Annotated in this window: 22 protein-coding genes; 10 read left to right on the forward strand and 12 right to left on the reverse strand. The window is 70.6% G+C overall.

Features of this window, described 5'->3' with window-relative positions; translation table 11 throughout:
- Positions 1 to 95 precede the first annotated feature (95 nt).
- From ACWD10_RS30395 to ACWD10_RS30415, 5 genes are all read right to left on the reverse strand, one after another.
- Complete coding sequence (locus ACWD10_RS30395) at positions 96 to 1,133, reverse strand: hypothetical protein (RefSeq protein ID WP_451096698.1); 1,038 nt, start codon at positions 1,131 to 1,133, stop codon at positions 96 to 98.
- 105 nt (positions 1,134 to 1,238) lie between these two features.
- Positions 1,239 to 1,748, reverse strand: a complete 510-nt coding sequence (locus ACWD10_RS30400; RefSeq protein WP_451096700.1) for an SRPBCC family protein — start codon at positions 1,746 to 1,748, stop codon at positions 1,239 to 1,241.
- The gene (locus ACWD10_RS30405) at positions 1,717 to 2,118 is read right to left on the reverse strand and encodes an ArsR/SmtB family transcription factor (protein WP_451096702.1); all 402 of its coding nucleotides are present in this window, start codon (positions 2,116 to 2,118) and stop codon (positions 1,717 to 1,719) included. Before ACWD10_RS30405 ends, ACWD10_RS30400 begins: the two co-directional genes overlap by 32 nt.
- Positions 2,119 to 2,166: 48 nt before the next feature.
- Positions 2,167 to 3,084, reverse strand: coding sequence for an undecaprenyl-diphosphate phosphatase (locus ACWD10_RS30410; protein WP_451096704.1), 918 nt, complete (start codon positions 3,082 to 3,084; stop codon positions 2,167 to 2,169).
- A gap of 207 nt (positions 3,085 to 3,291) precedes the next feature.
- Positions 3,292 to 4,017 carry a TVP38/TMEM64 family protein gene (locus ACWD10_RS30415; RefSeq protein ID WP_451096706.1) on the reverse strand — a complete coding sequence of 242 codons (726 nt, stop codon included), beginning with the start codon at positions 4,015 to 4,017 and terminating at the stop codon, positions 3,292 to 3,294.
- Between the two features lie 49 nt (positions 4,018 to 4,066).
- Here ACWD10_RS30415 and ACWD10_RS30420 point away from each other — a divergent pair, with 49 nt between their 5' ends.
- Both ACWD10_RS30420 and ACWD10_RS30425 read left to right on the forward strand, forming a co-directional pair.
- Positions 4,067 to 4,819, forward strand: coding sequence for a DNA alkylation repair protein (locus tag ACWD10_RS30420; RefSeq protein ID WP_451096708.1), 753 nt, complete (start codon positions 4,067 to 4,069; stop codon positions 4,817 to 4,819).
- A gap of 87 nt (positions 4,820 to 4,906) precedes the next feature.
- Complete coding sequence (locus ACWD10_RS30425; protein ID WP_451096710.1) at positions 4,907 to 5,227, forward strand: hypothetical protein; 321 nt, start codon at positions 4,907 to 4,909, stop codon at positions 5,225 to 5,227.
- A gap of 154 nt (positions 5,228 to 5,381) precedes the next feature.
- On the opposite strand, the gene ACWD10_RS30430 is transcribed toward ACWD10_RS30425, so the two are convergent.
- The gene (locus ACWD10_RS30430) at positions 5,382 to 6,605 is read right to left on the reverse strand and encodes a beta-ketoacyl-[acyl-carrier-protein] synthase family protein (protein ID WP_451096712.1); all 1,224 of its coding nucleotides are present in this window, start codon (positions 6,603 to 6,605) and stop codon (positions 5,382 to 5,384) included.
- Between the two features lie 162 nt (positions 6,606 to 6,767).
- Positions 6,768 to 7,187, reverse strand: a complete 420-nt coding sequence (locus ACWD10_RS30435; protein WP_451096714.1) for a cupin domain-containing protein — start codon at positions 7,185 to 7,187, stop codon at positions 6,768 to 6,770.
- Between the two features lie 51 nt (positions 7,188 to 7,238).
- On the opposite strand from ACWD10_RS30435, the gene ACWD10_RS30440 reads away from it, so the two are divergent.
- Positions 7,239 to 8,264, forward strand: coding sequence for a GlxA family transcriptional regulator (locus ACWD10_RS30440; protein ID WP_451096716.1), 1,026 nt, complete (start codon positions 7,239 to 7,241; stop codon positions 8,262 to 8,264).
- On the opposite strand, the gene ACWD10_RS30445 is transcribed toward ACWD10_RS30440, so the two are convergent.
- Positions 8,228 to 9,055, reverse strand: a complete 828-nt coding sequence (locus ACWD10_RS30445; protein ID WP_451096718.1) for a PIG-L deacetylase family protein — start codon at positions 9,053 to 9,055, stop codon at positions 8,228 to 8,230. The two genes, ACWD10_RS30440 and ACWD10_RS30445, sit on opposite strands and share 37 nt — an antisense overlap.
- Before the next feature lie 29 nt (positions 9,056 to 9,084).
- Positions 9,085 to 10,011: a sulfotransferase family protein gene (locus ACWD10_RS30450; protein WP_451096720.1), complete on the reverse strand. Its 927-nt coding sequence runs from the start codon at positions 10,009 to 10,011 to the stop codon at positions 9,085 to 9,087.
- Between the two features lie 542 nt (positions 10,012 to 10,553).
- On the opposite strand from ACWD10_RS30450, the gene ACWD10_RS30455 reads away from it, so the two are divergent.
- The 4 genes from ACWD10_RS30455 (at position 10,554) to ACWD10_RS30470 (ending at position 12,402) form a co-directional block, all read left to right on the forward strand.
- A complete protein-coding gene (locus tag ACWD10_RS30455; RefSeq protein WP_451096722.1) occupies positions 10,554 to 11,000 on the forward strand; it encodes an SRPBCC domain-containing protein in 447 nt (148 codons plus the stop codon).
- Positions 10,997 to 11,365 (forward strand): ArsR/SmtB family transcription factor, encoded by a 369-nt coding sequence (locus tag ACWD10_RS30460; protein WP_451096724.1) that lies wholly within the window; start codon positions 10,997 to 10,999, stop codon positions 11,363 to 11,365. Before ACWD10_RS30455 ends, ACWD10_RS30460 begins: the two co-directional genes overlap by 4 nt.
- 13 nt (positions 11,366 to 11,378) lie before the next feature.
- Entirely contained in the window at positions 11,379 to 11,861 is a 483-nt protein-coding gene (locus ACWD10_RS30465) for a hypothetical protein (protein WP_451096726.1), read from the forward strand.
- Positions 11,862 to 12,174: 313 nt separating this feature from the next.
- Positions 12,175 to 12,402 (forward strand): hypothetical protein, encoded by a 228-nt coding sequence (locus ACWD10_RS30470; RefSeq protein ID WP_451096728.1) that lies wholly within the window; start codon positions 12,175 to 12,177, stop codon positions 12,400 to 12,402.
- A 153-nt stretch (positions 12,403 to 12,555) separates the two neighbouring features.
- Here the strand turns inward: ACWD10_RS30470 and ACWD10_RS30475 are convergent, their stop codons facing one another.
- Complete coding sequence (locus tag ACWD10_RS30475; protein ID WP_451096730.1) at positions 12,556 to 13,158, reverse strand: TetR/AcrR family transcriptional regulator; 603 nt, start codon at positions 13,156 to 13,158, stop codon at positions 12,556 to 12,558.
- Positions 13,159 to 13,238: 80 nt separating this feature from the next.
- On the opposite strand from ACWD10_RS30475, the gene ACWD10_RS30480 reads away from it, so the two are divergent.
- Positions 13,239 to 14,084, forward strand: a complete 846-nt coding sequence (locus ACWD10_RS30480) for an SDR family oxidoreductase (protein ID WP_451096732.1) — start codon at positions 13,239 to 13,241, stop codon at positions 14,082 to 14,084.
- Positions 14,085 to 14,495: 411 nt separating this feature from the next.
- Here the strand turns inward: ACWD10_RS30480 and ACWD10_RS30485 are convergent, their stop codons facing one another.
- Positions 14,496 to 15,605: an amidinotransferase gene (locus ACWD10_RS30485; protein WP_451096734.1), complete on the reverse strand. Its 1,110-nt coding sequence runs from the start codon at positions 15,603 to 15,605 to the stop codon at positions 14,496 to 14,498.
- A gap of 113 nt (positions 15,606 to 15,718) precedes the next feature.
- Between ACWD10_RS30485 and ACWD10_RS30490 the strand changes: the two genes are divergently transcribed.
- The gene (locus ACWD10_RS30490; protein ID WP_451096736.1) at positions 15,719 to 16,564 is read left to right on the forward strand and encodes a spermidine synthase; all 846 of its coding nucleotides are present in this window, start codon (positions 15,719 to 15,721) and stop codon (positions 16,562 to 16,564) included.
- 7 nt (positions 16,565 to 16,571) lie between these two features.
- Here the strand turns inward: ACWD10_RS30490 and ACWD10_RS30495 are convergent, their stop codons facing one another.
- Complete coding sequence (locus ACWD10_RS30495) at positions 16,572 to 17,744, reverse strand: hypothetical protein (protein WP_451096738.1); 1,173 nt, start codon at positions 17,742 to 17,744, stop codon at positions 16,572 to 16,574.
- 158 nt (positions 17,745 to 17,902) lie between these two features.
- Here ACWD10_RS30495 and ACWD10_RS30500 point away from each other — a divergent pair, with 158 nt between their 5' ends.
- A complete protein-coding gene (locus tag ACWD10_RS30500; RefSeq protein ID WP_451096740.1) occupies positions 17,903 to 18,355 on the forward strand; it encodes a DUF4442 domain-containing protein in 453 nt (150 codons plus the stop codon).
- Positions 18,356 to 18,357 lie beyond the last annotated feature (2 nt).

An 18,357-nucleotide genomic window follows, 5' to 3' on the forward strand; every position in this document is an offset into this window, starting at 1 on the left:
TTTTTTTTTGTTTTTTTTTTTTTGTTTGTTTGTTTTTTAAACTCTAGCCGGCCCGGGTCCGCTGGTCGTGGGGGCCGCCGCCCGCGGGTCGGGGGTCAGGGAGTGGAGGGGAGCGGGTCGACGCGCACGGCGCCGCCGAAGTTCTCGTCGTCGGTGCCCCAGACCCCGCGCCCGCCGGGCAGCGCGGCGACGGCCTCGATCTTGCGGTTGTCGCCCTTGTCGAACGAGTGCAGCGGAACGAGTTCCGGCGCCGACTTGAGGTCGAGCACGGCGTCCCCGTTGCGGTTGCGGTTGCGGTTGCGGTCGCGGTCGCCTGTGCCGTCGACTGTCAGGCGCCCCGCGTAGTAGACGGCCGAGGCGAACGGCCCGTCGTTGACATTGGGGTCGGAGGCCGAGGACACGAGCAGCGTGCCGTCCCCGAGCACCTTGAGGTCGCTGATGTGCCGCACCTCGTCCTCGTCCGGCAGCGGCACGGCGAACTCGGCCCGCGACGTGGGGTCGGCGATCCGCAGCCCGTCCCGGCCCGCCGTCGCCGGGGCGGCGCGTACGACGGACTTCTCGGCGCTCTTGCCCCGGGTCGCCCAGACCGCGAAGAGCCGCCCGGAGGCGTCCCGGTGCAGCGCGAAGCTCTCGTAGTTGTCGCCGTCCCGGACATCCGGCAGCCGCACGGGAGCGCCGCGCACGGTCGCCGTCGTACGGGTCACGTCCAGGTCGTACGTCATGCCCTTGCTGGACACGGCGATGTAGCGCCCGGGTCGGCCCGGCACGGCGTCGAGCGCCTCCAGGTCGGTGGGCAGCGGTCCGCGCCAGGCGAGTTCCCTGGTCACCGCGTTGTCGGGGGTCAGGTGGACGGTCGCGATGCGGCTCTGGCCCGTGTCCTTGTTGTCCCGTACGACGACGAGCTCGACCGCGCCGGTCGCGGACGGTTCGCTTCCGGCCACTGCGATGCCGCTCACCCCGCGCTCGATACCGGAGCCGACCTCGTGCCAGCCCGAGGGGTCGGGCGCGGCGGCGGATGCGGCGGCGGGCGCGGGGGAGGCCGCGTCCCCGGCCACGGCGGCCGTGGTGCCGACGGCGAGACAGCCGCACACCACGGCCACCGGGACGGTTCCCCTTGTGATTGCGTTGATCATGGCCCGGAACGCTAAGGCATGATCACCAAGGCTCCAAGGGGTCCGTCACGGAAACGTGCCGACTCAAGCGGCCAGCGACCTTGTTCCGTCGGCCAGCGGCCTTGTTCAGTCGGCCATCGGCCCTGGTGTTCGACCGGCCAGCAACGCGTCGATCTGCCCGACCGCCTCGGCGAGACCTTCCTCCATGCCCATGTCGAGCAGCTGCTGCATGTGCTCGCGGGAGTCGAAGGACGAGTGCATCTCCATCCGGGTGCCGCCGTCGTGTGCGGTCAACTGCATCCGCATCGTGATGGTCGGCATGTCGGTGACCGGATTGCCCTCGGTGTCCGAGAAACCGTCCACGAACTCAAGGGACTTGGGCGGATTCGCCGAGGTGACCTTCCACCAGCCGTGCATCCGCTCGCCCGTGGGCCCGGTCATGTAGTACGTGACCCGGCCACCCGGCGTCAGATCGTGGTCCTCGAACGTCGCGGGCCAGGTCGGAGGCCCCCACCAGCGCTCCAACTGCCGCGGGTCGGCCCACAGTTGCCACACCCGCTCCGCCGGAGCGTCGAAGTCGGCGATCAGGGTGAGGGTCAGGTTGTCAAGGTCCTTGTCGACGCTGGTCACAGTCATCTGGGGGTCCTTCCGCCGTGTTGGCCGGGTCGCCGGTACGGTCCTGCGCGATCACCTGGGCCATCCGGTCCACGCGGCCCCGCCAGGACGCCTCGAGCTCGTCGAGTACCTGACGCGCCCGCTGGACGGCCCCGGGCTCGGCGCGCACGAGCTGCTCGCGCCCGCGCCGCACCTTGGTCACCAGACCGGCCCGCGCAAGCACCGCGACATGCTTCTGCACCGCGGCGAAGCTCATCGGATACGTCTCCGCGAGCCGCGACACCGACAGATCACCCTGAGCGGAACGCCGCAGAATGTCCCGCCGTGTGGCATCCGCAAGGGCGTGGAACAGCCGGTCCACCGTCTCTTCGACCAACTCATCTACAACCATTTGGTTGCAGATTACTCCCCTTCCCGCCGCGCCGCATCCGGAGCAGGGTCAGCCCGACGACTTGGGCGCGAGCCCGCCACCGACCTCGCCCGCGTGCGGGCTGAGCACGCCCGCGCCGACCAGGGCGAAGATCACCACGCCCAGGATGATGCGGTAGTAGACGAAGGGCATGAAGGACTTGGTCGTGATGAACTTCATGAACCAGGCGATCACCGCGTAGCCCACGGCGAACGCGATGACGGTGGCGAAGATCGTCGGACCCCAGGTGACGTGGGTGGCCTCGCCTGCCGCGTTGTCCTTGTAGACGTCATAGAGCTCGTAGCCGCCGGACGCGAGTACGGCCGGGATGGCGAGCAGGAAGGAGTAGCGGGCCGCGGACTCGCGGGTGTAGCCCATGAACAGGCCGCCGCTGATGGTGGCGCCGGAGCGGGAGACGCCCGGTACGAGCGCCATGGCCTGGCAGAAGCCGTAGATCAGGCCGTCCCGGACGCCCAGGTCCTTGAGCGTCTTGCGCTGCTTCACGGCTCGGTGCCTGCCGCCGTCCTCGTCGCGTGCGGCGAGCCGGTCCGCGATGCCGAGGATGATGCCGAGCACGATCAGGGTCGTGGCGATCAGGCGCAGATCGCGGAACGGGCCCTCGATCTGGTCCTTGAGCGTGAGCCCGAGCACCCCGATCGGCAGTGAGCCGACGATGACCAGCCAGCCCATCTGCGCGTCGTGGTCGGAGCGCATCGACTTGTTGAAGAGCGAGCGGGACCAGGCCGAGAGGATCCGCCCGATGTCCTTGCGGAAGTAGATCAGGACCGCCGTCTCGGTACCGATCTGCGTGATCGCCGTGAAGGCGGCCCCCGGGTCCTGCCAGCCGGCGAACGCGGCCGTCAGGCGCAGATGCGCGCTGGACGAGATGGGCAGGAACTCGGTGAGCCCCTGGACGAGTCCGAGGATGAACGATTCGAACCAGCTCATGGAGCCTGTGCCGTCCCGGATGTGATCGTGCGCCGGGTCGCCCGCGGGCGGCCCGACGGGCTGCGGAAGAGGTCAAGGTGGCGGCGAAGCTCTGTGGCGGCAGGATCTTCTGACCGTCGCGGGGCAGCGTACCGTCCGGCGGTACGGGCCCCGTCCGAGGGATCCCTTTCGCCGCCGCGATGATCGGGATGATTCGGAGGACAGGACCTAGCGGCCCGGCATGCCGCGCAAGCGGTGGCGTTTGCGCCAGGCCACCGCCGCCGCCGCTAGGCCCGTCACCGCGATGAAGCCCATCGCGATCAGGAAGACGGGCGACGTCGGCGTCGCGGCGCGGCTGCCCGCCACCACGTACGCCGCCGTATTCGGGATCGAGCCGAGCCCGGTCGCCAGGAGGAACGGGAACGCCCGCATCCGGGAGAACGCGGCGCAGTAGTTCGCCGCCCAGAACGGCACCCCGGGAAAGAGCCGCGCGGCCAGCATCGAGCGGAAGCCGTGCCGGCTCAGCTGGCCGTCCACCGCGAGCAGCCAGCGCCCGCGAAGCAGCGGCCGCAACGCGTCCTGGCCGAGCACCCGGCCCAGACCGAAGGCGAGCCCCGCGCCGAACACCGTCCCGGCGAGCGCGCCCACGAGCCCCGCCTGCGAGCCGAACACGGCGCCCGCGGCGAGATTGAGCAGCGGCCGCGGTACGAACGCCACCGTGCATATCCCGTACGCCACCGCGAAAAGGACCACCGCGGCCGCGCCGCTCAGCTGCGGCGGCCAGCCGTCGGCCAGATGCCGCTGCGGCTCGAAGAGCAGCACGCAGCTGCCCGCGGCGGCGAGCAGCACCACGAGCAAGGAGAGCCGCGACCACGGCGAGAGCAGCGCTCTGCCGATGCGCGGGGCGGGACCCTGGCTCGCGGCGGCCGACGGCCGGGTGGCGGAGTCGAGCATCCGGCGACAGTAACCGACGTATATGTGCGTTCGCCGTATGGTGCGTCTCATGAGCGTCACAGCGCCGCGAGGAGACGAACGAGACGAAGGTCCGCAGCTGGACCCTGGCGCGCCCGTACCTGCGAGCGATCTTGCTGACACTGTCCTGGAGCGGCTGGTCGCCACGTATCCACAAGGGGCGCGGCCGGAGCGGGTCCCAGCCGTGGAGGCGTACATGAAGGGTGTCGTGCCCTTCCTCGGCATCCCGTCCGTTGAGCGGCGCGCCCTCTCGCGGACCGTGCTCGCCGGGCTGCCGCGCCCTGATGAAGAGGACTGCGCGGCGGTCGCGCTGCGCTGCTGGCGGCTGCCCGAGCGCGAGTACCACTACTTCGCCGTCGACTATCTGCGCCGCCATGTGAAGCGCTGCTCCTCCGGCTTTCTGCCCGTCGCCCGGCACCTGATCACCACGGTCTCCTGGTGGGACACCGTCGACCCGCTCGCCGCCCATGTGGTCGGCGGCCTCGTCGCGGCCGACCCCGGCCTGCGCCCGGACATGGACGAGTGGATCGAGGACGGCGACCTGTGGGTGGCCCGCACGGCCCTCCTGCACCAACTGCGCTTCAAGGACGCCACCGACACCGAGCGCCTCTTCGGTTACTGCCTGCGCCGCGCAGACCACGCCGACTTCTTCATCCGCAAGGCGATCGGCTGGTGCCTGCGCGAGTACGCCAAGACCGACCCCGAGGCGGTACGCACCTTCGTCACCGCCCACCGGGAACGGCTCGCGCCGCTGTCGGTGCGGGAGGCCCTGAAGAACCTCTGAGACGGTGCCTCGTGCGGTTCCGTGGCCCGCCCGTAGACTGCCTGTTCGAACCATCGGTACGGCAGCAACTCGGGGGAAAGAACCACCATGTTCGGACGTAGGCAGGAAACCGCGGTCCTCGTACTGCGGGACTCGGACGAGCTGACCGAGACGCTGCGGTGGGCGCTCGACCGCGCCCCCGAGGAGGAGCGCGCCGGGCTCCGCCGGGCCCTCGAGCTGGTCGCCGAGACCGCCGCGACGAGCGATGCCGAGATACGGGTGCGCTGGACCCGGGCACAGCTGGCCGCCGCCGGATACCAGGGACCCGGCGACGACGTCCGCGCCGTCAAGGCCCTGCGGGACGCGCAGCCGGGCCTGAGCCTGGCCCAGGCGGTGGAGTTCACGAAGGAGGCGGCCGCAGCGGGTTGAGCCCTGGCGCACATCTTCCGTCTCACGCATCCGTCCCGTGGGACGGGTGGCCGCTTCTGGGGGCTGCGCCCCCAGGCCCGCTGCTAACGCGACCCCGCTCCCTCCTCGGTGAACACGCTCGTCCTCAAACGCCGGACGGGCTGGATTGTCGGCCTCACCCACCCCGCGTGAACAACAAGCTCACGTTGTGACCGCCGAAGCCGAACGAATTGGTCAGGCCCGCCGACCAGGCGCCCGTTCGGGCCTCGCCGTGGACCACATCGAGGTCCGCCGCCGGGTCGAGGCGGTCGAGGTTGCGGGTGGGCGGCAGCGTCCCGTCCCGCAGCGTGAGCAGCGCGGCGATCGCGGCCACCGCACCCGAGGCGCCCAGCATGTGGCCCGTCATGGACTTGGTCGCGGTGACCGCGACCCCGTCGCCGAGGGTCGCGCGGATCGCCTCGGCCTCCGCCAGGTCACCGGACTCCGTGGAGGTGGCGTGGGCGTGCACGTGGTCGACGTCGCCGGGTGCGAGGCCCGCCGAGCCGAGGGCGGCCCGGATGGCGCGGACCTGGCCCGGCGTATCGGACGCGGTGATGTGCGCGGCGCTCGAGCTGACGGCGGCGCCCGCGAGTACGCCGTACGCCGTGGCCCGCCGGGCGCGTGCGAACTCCGCCCGCTCCAGGACGACGAGGCCCGCGCCCTCGGCCATCACGAACCCGCTGCGGTCCACGTCGAACGGCCGGGACACCGCCTGCGGGTCCTCGCTCCGCGTCGACAACGCCTTCATCTGCGCGAACGCGGCGAGCGTGAACGGGTGCAGACACGCCTCCGCGCCGCCCGCCACCACCACATCGGCCTGCCCCGCACGGATCATCTCAAGGCCCATGGCGATGGCCTCGGCCCCGGACGCGCAGGCGCTCACCGGGGTACGGGCCCCGCCGTGCGCGCCCAGCTCCATGCTGACCCACGCGGCCGGGCCGTTGGGCATCAGCATCGGCACCGCGTACGGGGAGAGCCGCCGCGCCCCGGACCGCTCGTGCACGTCGTCCTGGCCGAGGGTGGTGAGGACGCCGCCCGTGCCGGTGCCGATGACCACCGCGAGCCGGGCCGGGTCCACCTCGGGGCGGCCCGCGTCCTGCCACGCCTCGCGGGCGGCGAGCAGCGCGATCTGCTCGCACCGGTCCAGCTTCCTGGCCTGTACGCGGTCGAGCAGCCCGGCCGGGTCGACCGGGAGCCGCGCGGCGATCCGCACCGGCGATTCGGCGGCCCACTCCTCGTCGATCAGGGTCACGCCGGACTTGCCCGCGAGCAGCCCCGCCCAGGTCGACGCGGCGTCGGCGCCGAGCGGAGTGAGCGCCCCCACGCCCGTGACGAGCACGTCATCGCGCTGCTGATCCATCCCGATTCCTCCTCGGTGGTACGTAGGAACCCAACAGGGGTCGACCGATCCGTTCAGGGCGGGCCGAGTCCCCGTACTCCGAGAATCGCAGGTGAAAGCGGAGGCTACGGTCGCGTAACGCGACCGATTTGCGTCGGCACGATTAGAGGAACCCTATAACCCTCAGTCCCACAGGCCGTGGCCCGTGGTCGCGTCCACGTGGGCCGGGATCTCGTCGTGGCGGTCGCCGACGGTCGGGGTGCCGGTGGGCTCGAAGAGCAGCAGGGCGGCGCCCGTGGGGGAGTAGGGCTTGTGCTCGGTGCCGCGCGGGACCGTGAAGACGGCGCCCCGGGGCAGGTGGACGGTGCGTTCGCCGGTCGGCTCGCGCAGCGAGATGTGCAGCTCGCCCTCGATCACCAGGAAGAACTCGTCGGTGTCGTCGTGCACGTGCCAGATGTGCTCGCCCTCGACCTTGGCGATGCGTACGTCGTAGTCGTTGACGCGCGTGACGATGCGGGGGCTCCACAGGGCGTCGAAGGAGGTCAGGGCGTCGGACAGGGCAATGGGTTCGGTGGCCGGCGTGGGCCGGGAAGCGGTGCTCATGGACTCATCCTCGGCCGTGACAGGGCACCGTACGAGTGCTAGGAATCGCATATGCCGCAAGAATCCTCGCACCGTTCCGGCGCGCCTGAGCCGGACACCGCCCGTCCGGCGTTGCACCGCGTCGTCGTACTCGTCGACGAGAACTCGAACCCTTTCGAACTCGGCTGCGCCACCGAGGTGTTCGGCCTGCACCGGCCCGAACTCGGCGGCCACCGCCGCGACCTCTATGAATTCCGGCTCTGCGCGCCCGCGCCCCGCACCGTGATGCGGGACGGGTTCTTCACCCTGACCGGCGTGGCCGGGCTCGAGGCGGTGGACGAGGCGGACACCCTGATCGTGCCCAACCGGCCGGACGTCGAGGTGCCCCGGCGCCCCGCCGTCCTGGACGCGGTCCGCCGGGCGCACGCGCGCGGGGCGCGGCTGCTCGGCCTGTGCAGCGGGGCCTTCACGCTGGCCGAGGCCGGGGTGCTCGACGGGCGGCGGGCCACCGCGCACTGGCAGTGGGCCGACCGGTTCCGGGCGCGCTTCCCCGCCGTACGCCTCGAGCAGGACGTGCTGTTCGTGGACGACGGGGACATCCTCACCGCGGCCGGAAGCGCCGCCGCACTCGACCTCGGCCTGCACGTGGTGCGCCGCGACCACGGCGCCGAGGTCGCCAACACGGTGAGCCGCCGCCTGGTCTTCGCGGCCCACCGGGACGGCGGGCAGCGGCAGTTCGTGGAGCGCCCGGTGCCGGACCTGCCGGACGAGTCGCTCGCCCCGGTGCTCGCCTGGGCGCAGGAACGGCTCGACGCGCCCCTCACCGTGGCCGACCTGGCCGCCCGCGCCGCGGTCAGCCCGGCGACCCTGCACCGCCGCTTCCGCACACAGCTCGGCACCACGCCGCTCGCCTGGCTCAGCGGCGAACGGGTCGCCCTGGCCTGCCGGTTGATCGAGCGCGGCGAGGCCCGCCTCGACCTGGTCGCCCGGCGCAGCGGCCTCGGCACCGCGGCGAACCTCCGCGCCCTGATGCGCCGCGAGACCGGACTCTCGCCCTCGGCCTACCGCCGCCGATTCGGCCCTGTCCTCCCGAACTGAGCCGTGACCCCGCCCGTATCAGCAGGGAACGCCCGCCCGCCCCGGGGCAGTTCGACGAACCACTCCCGGCCGAGCAGCAGCCCGAACACCGGCGCCGGGAGCCGCACCAGGGCCCGGAACAGCTGGGCCGAGCGCCCGGTGCCGGTCACCTGGGAGCGGTGCGCGGCGAGCGCCGCCCGCTTGGCCGCCGCGTACCGCCGCACCCCGATCGTGTGCGTGACCGCGGCGCGCGGCCGGGACGCGGACCGCAGCGCCTCGTCGCCGTACCGCACCGGAAGTCGCAGCAGCCGGGCGAGCCGCACCAGGCCGGTCACGGTCTCGCGCGGCATGGTCGCCTCCAACACGCGGGGCACCCCGGCGAGTTCGGCCGCCCGGACGCCGACGTGGTGGGCCTTGATGTGATCGCGGTGCCCGTACCCGCCGTTGGCGTCGTGCACGAGCAGCACATCGGCCCGCTCCGCGCGCAGGATCTCCGCGAGCCGCGCCGCCGCCTCCTCGGTCCCGGCCCGCACGAAACGCGTCCGGTCCGGCGGGTCCGGGTACAGATCCTTGCCGTGCCCGCTGTCCGCGTACCGCAGCGAGGCCACCCGCGCGACCCCGAGCGCCCGCCCGCTGTCCCGCAACTCCCCGAGCCGCACCGGCTCTCCCACATCAGGGGCGGCCCCCATCCCCCCGTCCGTGGCACTCACGACCACCGTCCGGTGCCCCTCGGCCGCGGCCCGCGCCAAGGCGCCGCCCATGTGAAGGACTTCGTCATCAGGATGCGCGGGAAAAGCCACCAGGGTCGCCATGGCCCCATTGTCACCGGATGTCAACGGACCTACCCGGCGGCGTACCCCCAAGCCTCGGCGATCTCCCGCAGCCGTGGCGACAGCTGCTCGGTGCCGTCCGCCTCCCGCGCGGCCTGGATGCGGCCGGACTTGATGTTGCTGCTCCAGTCGCCGATGTGCGGCGTGAAGGTGCCGTGGTCCTGCTTGCCGTAATCGAGCATCCCCGGCTCCCACTCCACACCCAGGTAGGAGCAGATCTCCCGGGTGGTGTTCTCGGGCTCGGCGGTCAGGTCCTCGTACGTGATCGTGAGGCCGGGGAGTTCCCTACGGGCCTCCTCCAGGTGCTCGGCGTACTCCGTCACCTCGTCGAGGATCTGCTCCGGGTCGGGCTCGGCCCGGCGCTGGGCGAGCGAGGTGACGACGGCTCCGGGGTGGCGGAGCAGGAAGATGAACTTGGCGTCCGGCCAGGCACGGTGCAGCCGCGGCCACAGGAAGGTGTTGGGCGGGGTCTTGTCGACGATCACGTCCTTGCCGCTGCGCCGCAGCTCCAGGTGGAGGATGCGGTCCCAGAGCAGGTGCTCCAACTCCTCCTTGTCGAGGGACAGTTCGCGCATGGCCTTGGCGGTGAAGTCCCGTGCCATACGCACATGAACGGTCCGCAGATGCATCTCGTGCGGTGCGCGGATCCGCGAGTGACTGTTCAGGAGGACCCGCAGCAGCGTGGAGCCGGAGCGCACCGGGGAGAGGACGAAGACGGGCGACTCGACCAGGCGGGGCGCCCGGGGCGCGATATACGCGTCATACGCGTCCTCACCGCTGGTGCGCGGCGTCGGCACACCGGGCAGCAGCGGCTTCCCGTCCGCCCCGGTCCCCGGGTCGGTCCCGAGCGCCGATGCCGGCGGCCGGAAGGCAGCCGCGAGCAGCCTGCCCCTTCTACGGATCCCCTTGCCGATGACGACGAATCGCGGGTCCGGCACGATGCCACCTCTCCGAGCTCTCTGACCGACTGTTCCCCGCCCCAGAAGGCATGGGACACGTAGTCGGCAAACTCCGGTCGACGGAGCAGTGAGGCGCAGGCAAACCGGCAGCGCAGGAGATGGAAGCGGATTTTCACGATCCGTGGCGAGAGCCACGAGGCCTGCCAGGGCCAGCTCGCCGCGCAGCATCAACCCCCAGGTGGTGAGCGAGATCCGGTAGATCCGCGCGGAGGACTTCGCGATGCCGCGCCGGTGAGGTACCGCTCGACCGCCGCGGCATACGACGGGGTAGGTGGACAGCGGTGCGCCCGAGTGCGTGGCAACGGCAATGCGCCCGTCCTCCGGCGCGGGCGCCTGTTCGATCACCACTCGTCCACCCATTCCGGCTCTGCCACAGTAAATGCCGGACTTACCGCGGCAGAAACGCACCACCGCGCACCCGCTTCCATGTGACGCGCGATCGAAGTGCAACTCTCAGGTTGCACCCGAAGAATCAACGTGCAACTCTGGGGTTGCATCCAATGACGGTGAAGGAGCCCCTCATGAGCGAGGACCGGATCGAGCGCGAAACCCTGATCGCGGCACCCGTGGAGCGGGTCTGGTCGCTGGTGGCCCAACCCGGGTTCTGGGTGGCCGACAAGGCGAGCCTGCCCGGCACGATGGCCAAAGAAGGTGAGTCGATGGTGGCGAAGAACGCAGAGCACGGCGACTTCCCGGTGCGGGTGGAGAAGGTCGAGCCGCCGACGTACCTCGCGTACCGCTGGACCAGCGCGTTCCCCGGAGAAGAGCTGCGCGAGGACAACAGCACCCTCGTGGAGTTCACGTTGACCCCGGAAGGCGACCAGACGCGGCTGCGCGTCGTCGAGAGCGGGTTCGCGGCGCTGGCCGGGTCCCAGGAGCTGCGCAGTCAGAACCTGAAGGACCACAGCGCAGGCTGGCCCCTGGAGCTCGACGCGCTCAAGACGCGCGCCGAACAGCCCTCCACGTGACGGAGGAACGTCCCGGCGCCGCCGAGGTCGTCGACAGCGTCCTTGCCGCACTCGCCGACCCGACCCGGCGTCAGCTGCTCGAACTGCTCGCCGCCCAGGACGAGGCCACCGCGACGACGCTCGCCGCACGGCTTCCCGTCTCGCGGCAGGCGGTGGTCAAGCACCTCGCCGTCCTGGACGCCGCCGGGCTGGTTTCCAGCAGCCGGGTCGGACGCGAGGTGCGCTACACGGTACGGCCCGCGGCGCTGGACGCGACGGCGCGGTGGATGGCCTCGCTGGCGGCCGACTGGGATCGGCGGTTGGCGAAGATCAAGCGCGTCGCCGAGGCGGCGGAGCTGGACGCGCGCTCAGCACGCCCCGACTGACTGGAAGCAGATCATGGACACGACAGCACTTCGCAGCGCCTACGACAAGTTGCTCGATGCGGCGGCAATCCCCGACCTCGGCGAAGGCGCCGACGGAGAATGGAGCGCCGATCAGATCTTGGCCCATCTCCTCAGCGTCGACGCCGCGACCGCGGCGGTGGCTCTTGGCATCGTCGCCGGCTCGCGCCCCACCTTCGACAACCGGATCTCCCTCGACACCTGGAATCTTGACCGGATCATCGCCGAGCACTCGGGCCGGGCGGAATTGATTGATCATGTCCGGAGCCAAGCCGAGGTTCTCTGCGACATCGCCGATCAGCTCAACGAGAAAGCCGCCGCGGTTCTGGTGCCGACGATCCTCCTGTCCAACGACGCGCTCGTGCTGGACCAGCCGGTTCCGGTGGCAGGCCTCATCGATGGCCTCGCCGAGAATCACGTGCCGGTGCATACCCAACAGCTCCTCGACCTTCGCGTCGCCGTCCCTGGGAACACCTGAAGGCGGCGAACGACGCCCGGCTGCCGGGCGTCCGTAGCGCAATGCTCATATTGGCGCCCGTGTCCAACGGTCAGCTGCTGCTTGAGCGCCGCAGTGAACGCGGTGGCGGTGTCGGGCAGTCCCGCCTGCTCGCGGTACCCGGCGACCAGCGGCTGGCACGCCTCCCACGACAGCAGCTGGTCGTGCAGGTTGGCATACGACTCCGAGCCGATCACTGCCACGTCGCCGGTCCGCAGCTCCTGCACCAGGTAGGACAGCGTGCACACCTCGAAGTGCCGCCGGTTGATCTTCCCCTGCCCGCGCTTGTCGAAGGATGCGCAGCAGCCACATCTGCGAGGCGAGCCCGGCCGTGGCCGTCCGCGTCTTCTCGGCGCCGTTCTCGTCGATGACGGTGTACGTCGCCGGTACCCACTCGCTGCCGCGGAGGCGCATGGCCTGGCAGAACTCCACCGCCCGGAGCACCTCGTCGTCGGTGGAGATGGCCACCATCTCCAACGCCTCGGTCAGGTCCGACAAGACCTCGCGGTGGCTGCGGAAGTGACGCCGCATCAGTGGCGCGTAGTTGTCACCGTGGTACGCGGATACCAGCTCATGATCCTCGGACAGCTTGGCCAGGCCGCCAGCCTACGTGAACACCCTGAACGGCCCGGCGAGTGTATCGGCAGGTGAGCCCGGCCGATGGTCGCGCGCTGGGTTACAGGTGCCCGTCGGGAGCCCGGAGAGAGTCGAGCCAGCGTAGGAGGCGGGTTCCTTCGCGGGTCATGATGTCCGGGTCGCGCAGGGCGTTGGCCAGGAGTGACATGCCCTGGTAAGCGGAGATGAGAGTGAGGGCCAGGTCGTCCGGGTCGCGCAGGCCCAGCTCGCGGAACTGGCGTCCGGCCCAGTCCAGCAGCCGCCGGATGACTGCGCCGGCCTCGGTGTCGAGGGTCCCGTCGGCGCGCTTGTCGAGCTCGACGGCCAGGGTGCCGGTGGGGCAGCCGTAGCGGGCGGCGACATCGCGCTGGTCGACCCACGCTTCGATCAGCGCCTTGAGGCGGTCGCACGGGTCGGCCAGTTGCTCCAGCCGGCCGGTGAGTTCGTCCAGGTGCGCGCTGTGCTCGGACAGCGCGGCCTGGACCAGCTCGTCCTTGGTCTTGAAGTAGTAGTACACGTTCCCCACAGGGACATCGGCCTCGCGCGCGATGTCGCCGAGGGTGGTGCGTTCGACCCCCTGCTCATGCAGGACCCGCGCCGCCGCCGACGTCAGCCGTTGACGCTTCTGCGACGCCCGCACCCGCCGATTCACTGAGTTGGTCACCCAACTAACTATAGACAGCCGTCGGTGGACGCGTGCTACGTTCTTCTTAGTCAGCCAACTAACTCATAGGCGGGGTCATCATGATCGCAGTGACAGGTGCTACCGGCAACATCGGGAGGACGCTGGTGGAACTGCTGGTCGAGGCGGGCGAAGAGGTCGTGGCCGTGTCGCGGCGACCCCGGCCCGCCGGACTGGCGGCTGGTGTCCGGTGGGCCCAGGCCGACATCGGGACCGCCACGGGCCTGCGGCCCGCCCTCGAAGGAGCCCGCGCCTTGTTTCTCCTGCTGGGCGGCGAGCTCAACAGCCGAGGCGAGAACCCGACCACCCTGCTCGACAGGGCAACAGATGCCGGGGTCGAGCGGATCGTCCTGGTCTCGTCGCAGGTCAGCGCCACCCGCCCCGAAGCGCTCTCGCACGCCCGCCTGCGGGAGTTCGAGTCGGCCGTGCGCGCGGCCGGACGAGACTTCACCATCCTGCGCCCGGGCGGTTTCGCCTCCAACGCCTTCGCCTGGGCCGAGACGGTCCGCACCAAGCGCACGATCTTCGCCCCGTTTGGGGACGTGGCACTGCCTGTCATCGACCCGGCGGACATCGCCGCAGTTGCCGCAGTCGCACTGCGCGAGGACGGTCACGCGGGCCACGTGTACGAGCTGACCGGCCCCGAGCTGATCAGCCCGCGCCAGCAGGCCGCAGTCATCTCGGAAGCCCTGGGCGACGAGGTGACCTTCGTGGAACTGTCCCGCGAGGACGCCCATGCCCGCATGGCACAGTTCATGCCAGATGAGGTTGTCACCGGCACTCTCGATGTACTCGGCGTCCCACTCCCGGCAGAGCAGAAGATCAGCCCCGACGTGGAGGCCGTGCTCCACCACCCGGCCAGTTCCTTCGGCGAGTGGGTAGCACGCAACCTGCCGGCGTTCCGGTAGGCCCTGTCCCGGGCGCACACAAAGCCGTGCGCCCGGGACAGCCTCGCGATGGCAAATGATCCTGTTCAGGAATCGACCGATTGATGGGCAAGATCGGCAAGCGGCGGCGCGCGGCCGGATCGGTGCCGGATCATGCCCATGAAACGGTGTCAGAAAGTCGATGACAAGCCCACAGGGAAACGAGCGGCGTCGTACGGCCGTACTGGCCTGCACCCTGTCATCGCCGGAGCGGTGTCGGCGTCACACTCCTCGGAACCATTGCTGACCTCATGTTCGCCACCACCCCGGTCACCACGGGGTACCGGCCGCAGTTCTATCTGTGCACGGCGGAACGCCGGACGACGGACGGCGGTGACGCGACCCGAACCGACGGGACGCGTCACCGCCACCGCCGTCGCTGCCGCGGCACGCTCAGACGTACGACTCGAGCGTGCCGCGGCGGCGCACGTCGAGCGTCGCGCAGTGGAAGGACCCGCCGAACGGCGCGTAGTGCAGCAGGTCGCAGGGGATCGGCTCGAAGCCCCACTTCTCCAGCGCGCGCAGCATGCCGGTGTGGTGCCGCTCCGCGATGACGCGCTTCTCGTCGACCATCAGCACGTTCATGTTGAGCCACTTGCCGCACATCGAGGTCAACTTGAGCACGCGCTCGTCGATCGGCTCGGGCTCCGGGGCGACAAGGACGTCCCACGACCTCAGGACGTCCGGCAGCCGGTCGACATCGATGTACTCCGGATTGATCAGGACCTTGCCGGGCGCGAGCAGCAGGAACGTCGTGTCGATGTGCATGGGCGTACGGCAGCGGCTCTCGATCTCGTGGATGCGGTAACCGGGCCCGAGATGGCGGCGCAGCCAGTCGATGCCCATGCCGTTGGTGACATTGCTCCGCGTCACGAACAGATCGCGTCCCGCGCGGACGAAGTCCGCCGCGTCGAATACCGGCTCGAACTCGGTGAGGATGTAGCGCATCGGCTCACCGGCCTTGGGAATGCGGAAGTCCGGCTCGAAGAGCGCGTCGGTGAGCTGCGGCCTCGGGGCCGCCGTCCAGCGCGCGCCGCGCCGGAAGTAGTCCTTCAGGAGCGCGCGGTACGAGTGGGTCTCGAAGTAGCGGCACGGCCAGGCCATCGGGGTCTCGATGATCTCGTCACCGATGACGAGCATGCTGTCCCGCGGACAGGTGTTGCAGAAGCCGCGCGACGACCAGTCGGGGGTGGAGAAGCGCCGCCTGTGGTCGACCGCGTCCGGGCGTACGACCGTGATGCCCAGGGACCGAAGGAGCGTGATGAAGTCATCGAGCTCGCGCTGTGCCGGCTCGATCAGCTTGCGCGGGTACTTGAGCCCGGCGGCGAGCCCCTGCAACCGCGCCGCCCACGGCGGGATGTTGCAGCCCACGACCGGATGGTCCGAGGGGATCGTCGCGTCGTCGAGCCGTCCGACGATGATCTCCTCCAGCGGATCCCACTCATTGTGCGAATTCACGGGCGGAACGAGAGGCTCCGAGCCGGGCTCCTGGGCCACCGTCATACGCAACCCCTTTCGCGTACCGATTCGCGCACCGAGCCTCAGTGACGTGTCGTGCGGATTATCTTACTCAAGGTGATGCCCGGGGCCCTGGCGTGTACGCGCACAATGGTCGGGTGGACGAGCAGATACCCGTGACCCGAGCCGTGGACCACGGCACCGCCAAGCTGATGCCGGACGTCGACCGGCCGCGCGCCTGGCTGCTCACGGTCGACGGTGCGCCGCAGTCGTACGTCGACCTCGACGACCCCACGTACCTGGAGTTCGAGTACGCCCAGCGGGTCGTCCACGTCCTGGACGTCAGCGCGGCGCCGGGCCGCCCGGTCGACGCCGTGCACCTGGGCGGCGGGGCGCTGGCCCTGCCGCGCTATCTCGCCGCCACCCGGCCCGGCTCGGCGCAACAGGTCATCGAGGCGGACGGCGGACTGCGGGATCTGGTCGCCGAGTGCCTGCCGGTCGACCCGGGTGCGGACATCCGTACGCATATCGCCGACGCCCGCGCCTGGCTTGCCGCCGCGCCCGAGGACAGTGCGGACGTGATCGTGGCCGATGTCTTCGGCGGCTCCCGGGTGCCCGCGCACCTCAGCACGCTCGGCTACGCCCGTGCGGCGGAGCGGGTGCTTCGCCCCGGCGGTGTCTACGCCGCCAACCTGGCGGACAGTGCGCCGTTCACGTTTCTCCGCTCCCAACTCGCCACGTTCCGCGCCGTGTTCGAGCATCTCCTCGTGATCGCGGAACCCGCCGTGCTGCGCGGCCGCCGCTTCGGCAACGCCGTCCTGGTCGCCGCGCACCACGAGCTCGACCTCCCGGCGCTCACCCGCCGCACCGCCGCCGACGCCTTCCCGGCCCGGGTGGAGCACGGTACGGCGGTGCGCCGCCTCATCGGGGACGCGACCGCCGTACGCGAGCAGGACGCCGTGGCCTCGCCGGAGCCGCCGGACGGGGCGTTCAGCATCGGCTGACCCGGGGTCAGTCCTGGATCGGGTCGCCGGAGAGCCGGATGCTCTTGAGGATCTTCTTGATGGTGTCGTTGCTGAGCTCGTCCTTCACGTCCTTCGGTCCGAAGAGCGTGAAGACCGCGTAGTCATTGACGGAGTTCTTGAAGGCGAAGGAGACGGCCTTGCCCTCCGTGTGGCACTTGTGCTGCTTCTTGACGCCGTTGGACTCGGCGTAGGCGATGCTGCCCTTCAGGCCGGAGTCGGTGGTGAAGGAGGAGGGCTTGGAGAGCTTGATGTTCTTCTGGTTGGGCTGGGTGTACGGGCCGTAGATCCACCAGCCGACGGTGTTCTGCGCGGCCTCGCCGGTGTTCTTGGCGCCGTTGGCCCCCTTGATACCGGCCGCGGCCAGGCTCCAGTCGTCAGTACGACCGTCCTTGTTCTCGTCGTACTCGCACCAGTCCTCCTTGTACTCGGCGACCCCGGTCATGGAGGTGACGGGCTGCTTGGTCTTCACGTCCTCGTAGCCGATGGAGCGGCTCGGGTCGCTGATCGTCCAGTCCTTCGGTACGTCGAAGGCCGCGCCTCGCTTGGGGTTGACCACGACGCTCCAGCCCTTGACGACCGGCTTGACGTCGCCTTCGCTGTCGCCCGCCCGCGGGTTGTCGGTCGGCGTGGGGTCGGCGGGTGCTGCCGAGGAGGAGGCGGAGTTGGAGGGCTTGGCGTCACCGCCCTTGGACTCGTCGTCCTTGTCGCCGCCGAGCACCAGGAAACCGGTCACGCCCGCGGCCACGACGACCGCGGTCGCCGCGGCGACGGCGATGATCGTGGTCTTGCGGCGGTCGTCGCCGGGCCCGTTGGGGGAGCCGACGGGAACGGTCGGCGCGTTCCACTGCGGGTTGACCGGAGGCTGTCCGAGCTGACCGGGCTGGACCAGAGGCTGACCGGGCTGGGTCGGCGGCTGTCCGGGCGGGCCGGGTGGGACCGGCGGCTGTCCGGGCGGGCCCGCCTGTGCCGGTGGCTGCCCGGGCTGCTGCCCCGGCTGACCCGGCTGCTGTCCCGTCTGCGGGTGCGGGGTCGGCTGCTGCGGATACCCGGGTTGCTGATACGGGTTCGGCTGCTGCTGGTACCCCGGCTTCTGGTACGGGTTCTGGTTCGGGTCCTGCGGGTTCTGCTCGCCCCCGGGCGGCTGCTGTCCTGGCCACATGGCCAGTAACGATAAGGGGGGCCGCATCCCGTCGCCACGGCCGCCCCTGATTGTGACCGCCGTGGTGCACGCACTCCGTACAAAGAGGTCGAGAAGGGGCGTGGGAGCGGCGCGGACGGGGATGGTCAAGGGTGCTACCCACGGGTAACATCCCGGTCATGAGCGCTGACCAGATGACGATCGGCGAGATGCTCGCCGCCACCGTGCCGATGGCCCGGACCCTGAACCTCGAGTTCGCCGAGACCACCCCCGAGCGGGCCGTGGTCCGCCTGCCCGACCAGCCGGACTACCACAACCACGTCGGCGGGCCGCACGCCGGAGCGATGTTCACGCTCGGCGAGTCCGCGAGCGGTGCGATCGTGCTCGCGGCCTTCGGGGAGCAGTTGTCGCGGGCGGTGCCGCTGGCCGTCAGCGCCGACATCGCGTACAAGAAGCTCGCCATGGGCCCGGTGACCGCCACGGCGACGCTCGGCCGCCCGGCCGCGGACGTGGTCGCGGAGCTGGACGCGGGCGAGCGGCCCGAGTTCCCGGTCGCCATCCAGATCACCCGCGAGGACGGTGCGGTGACGGGCGAGATGACGGTCGTCTGGACGCTGCGCCCCAACGGCTGAGG

Source organism: Streptomyces sp. NPDC002851 (assembly GCF_053591935.1).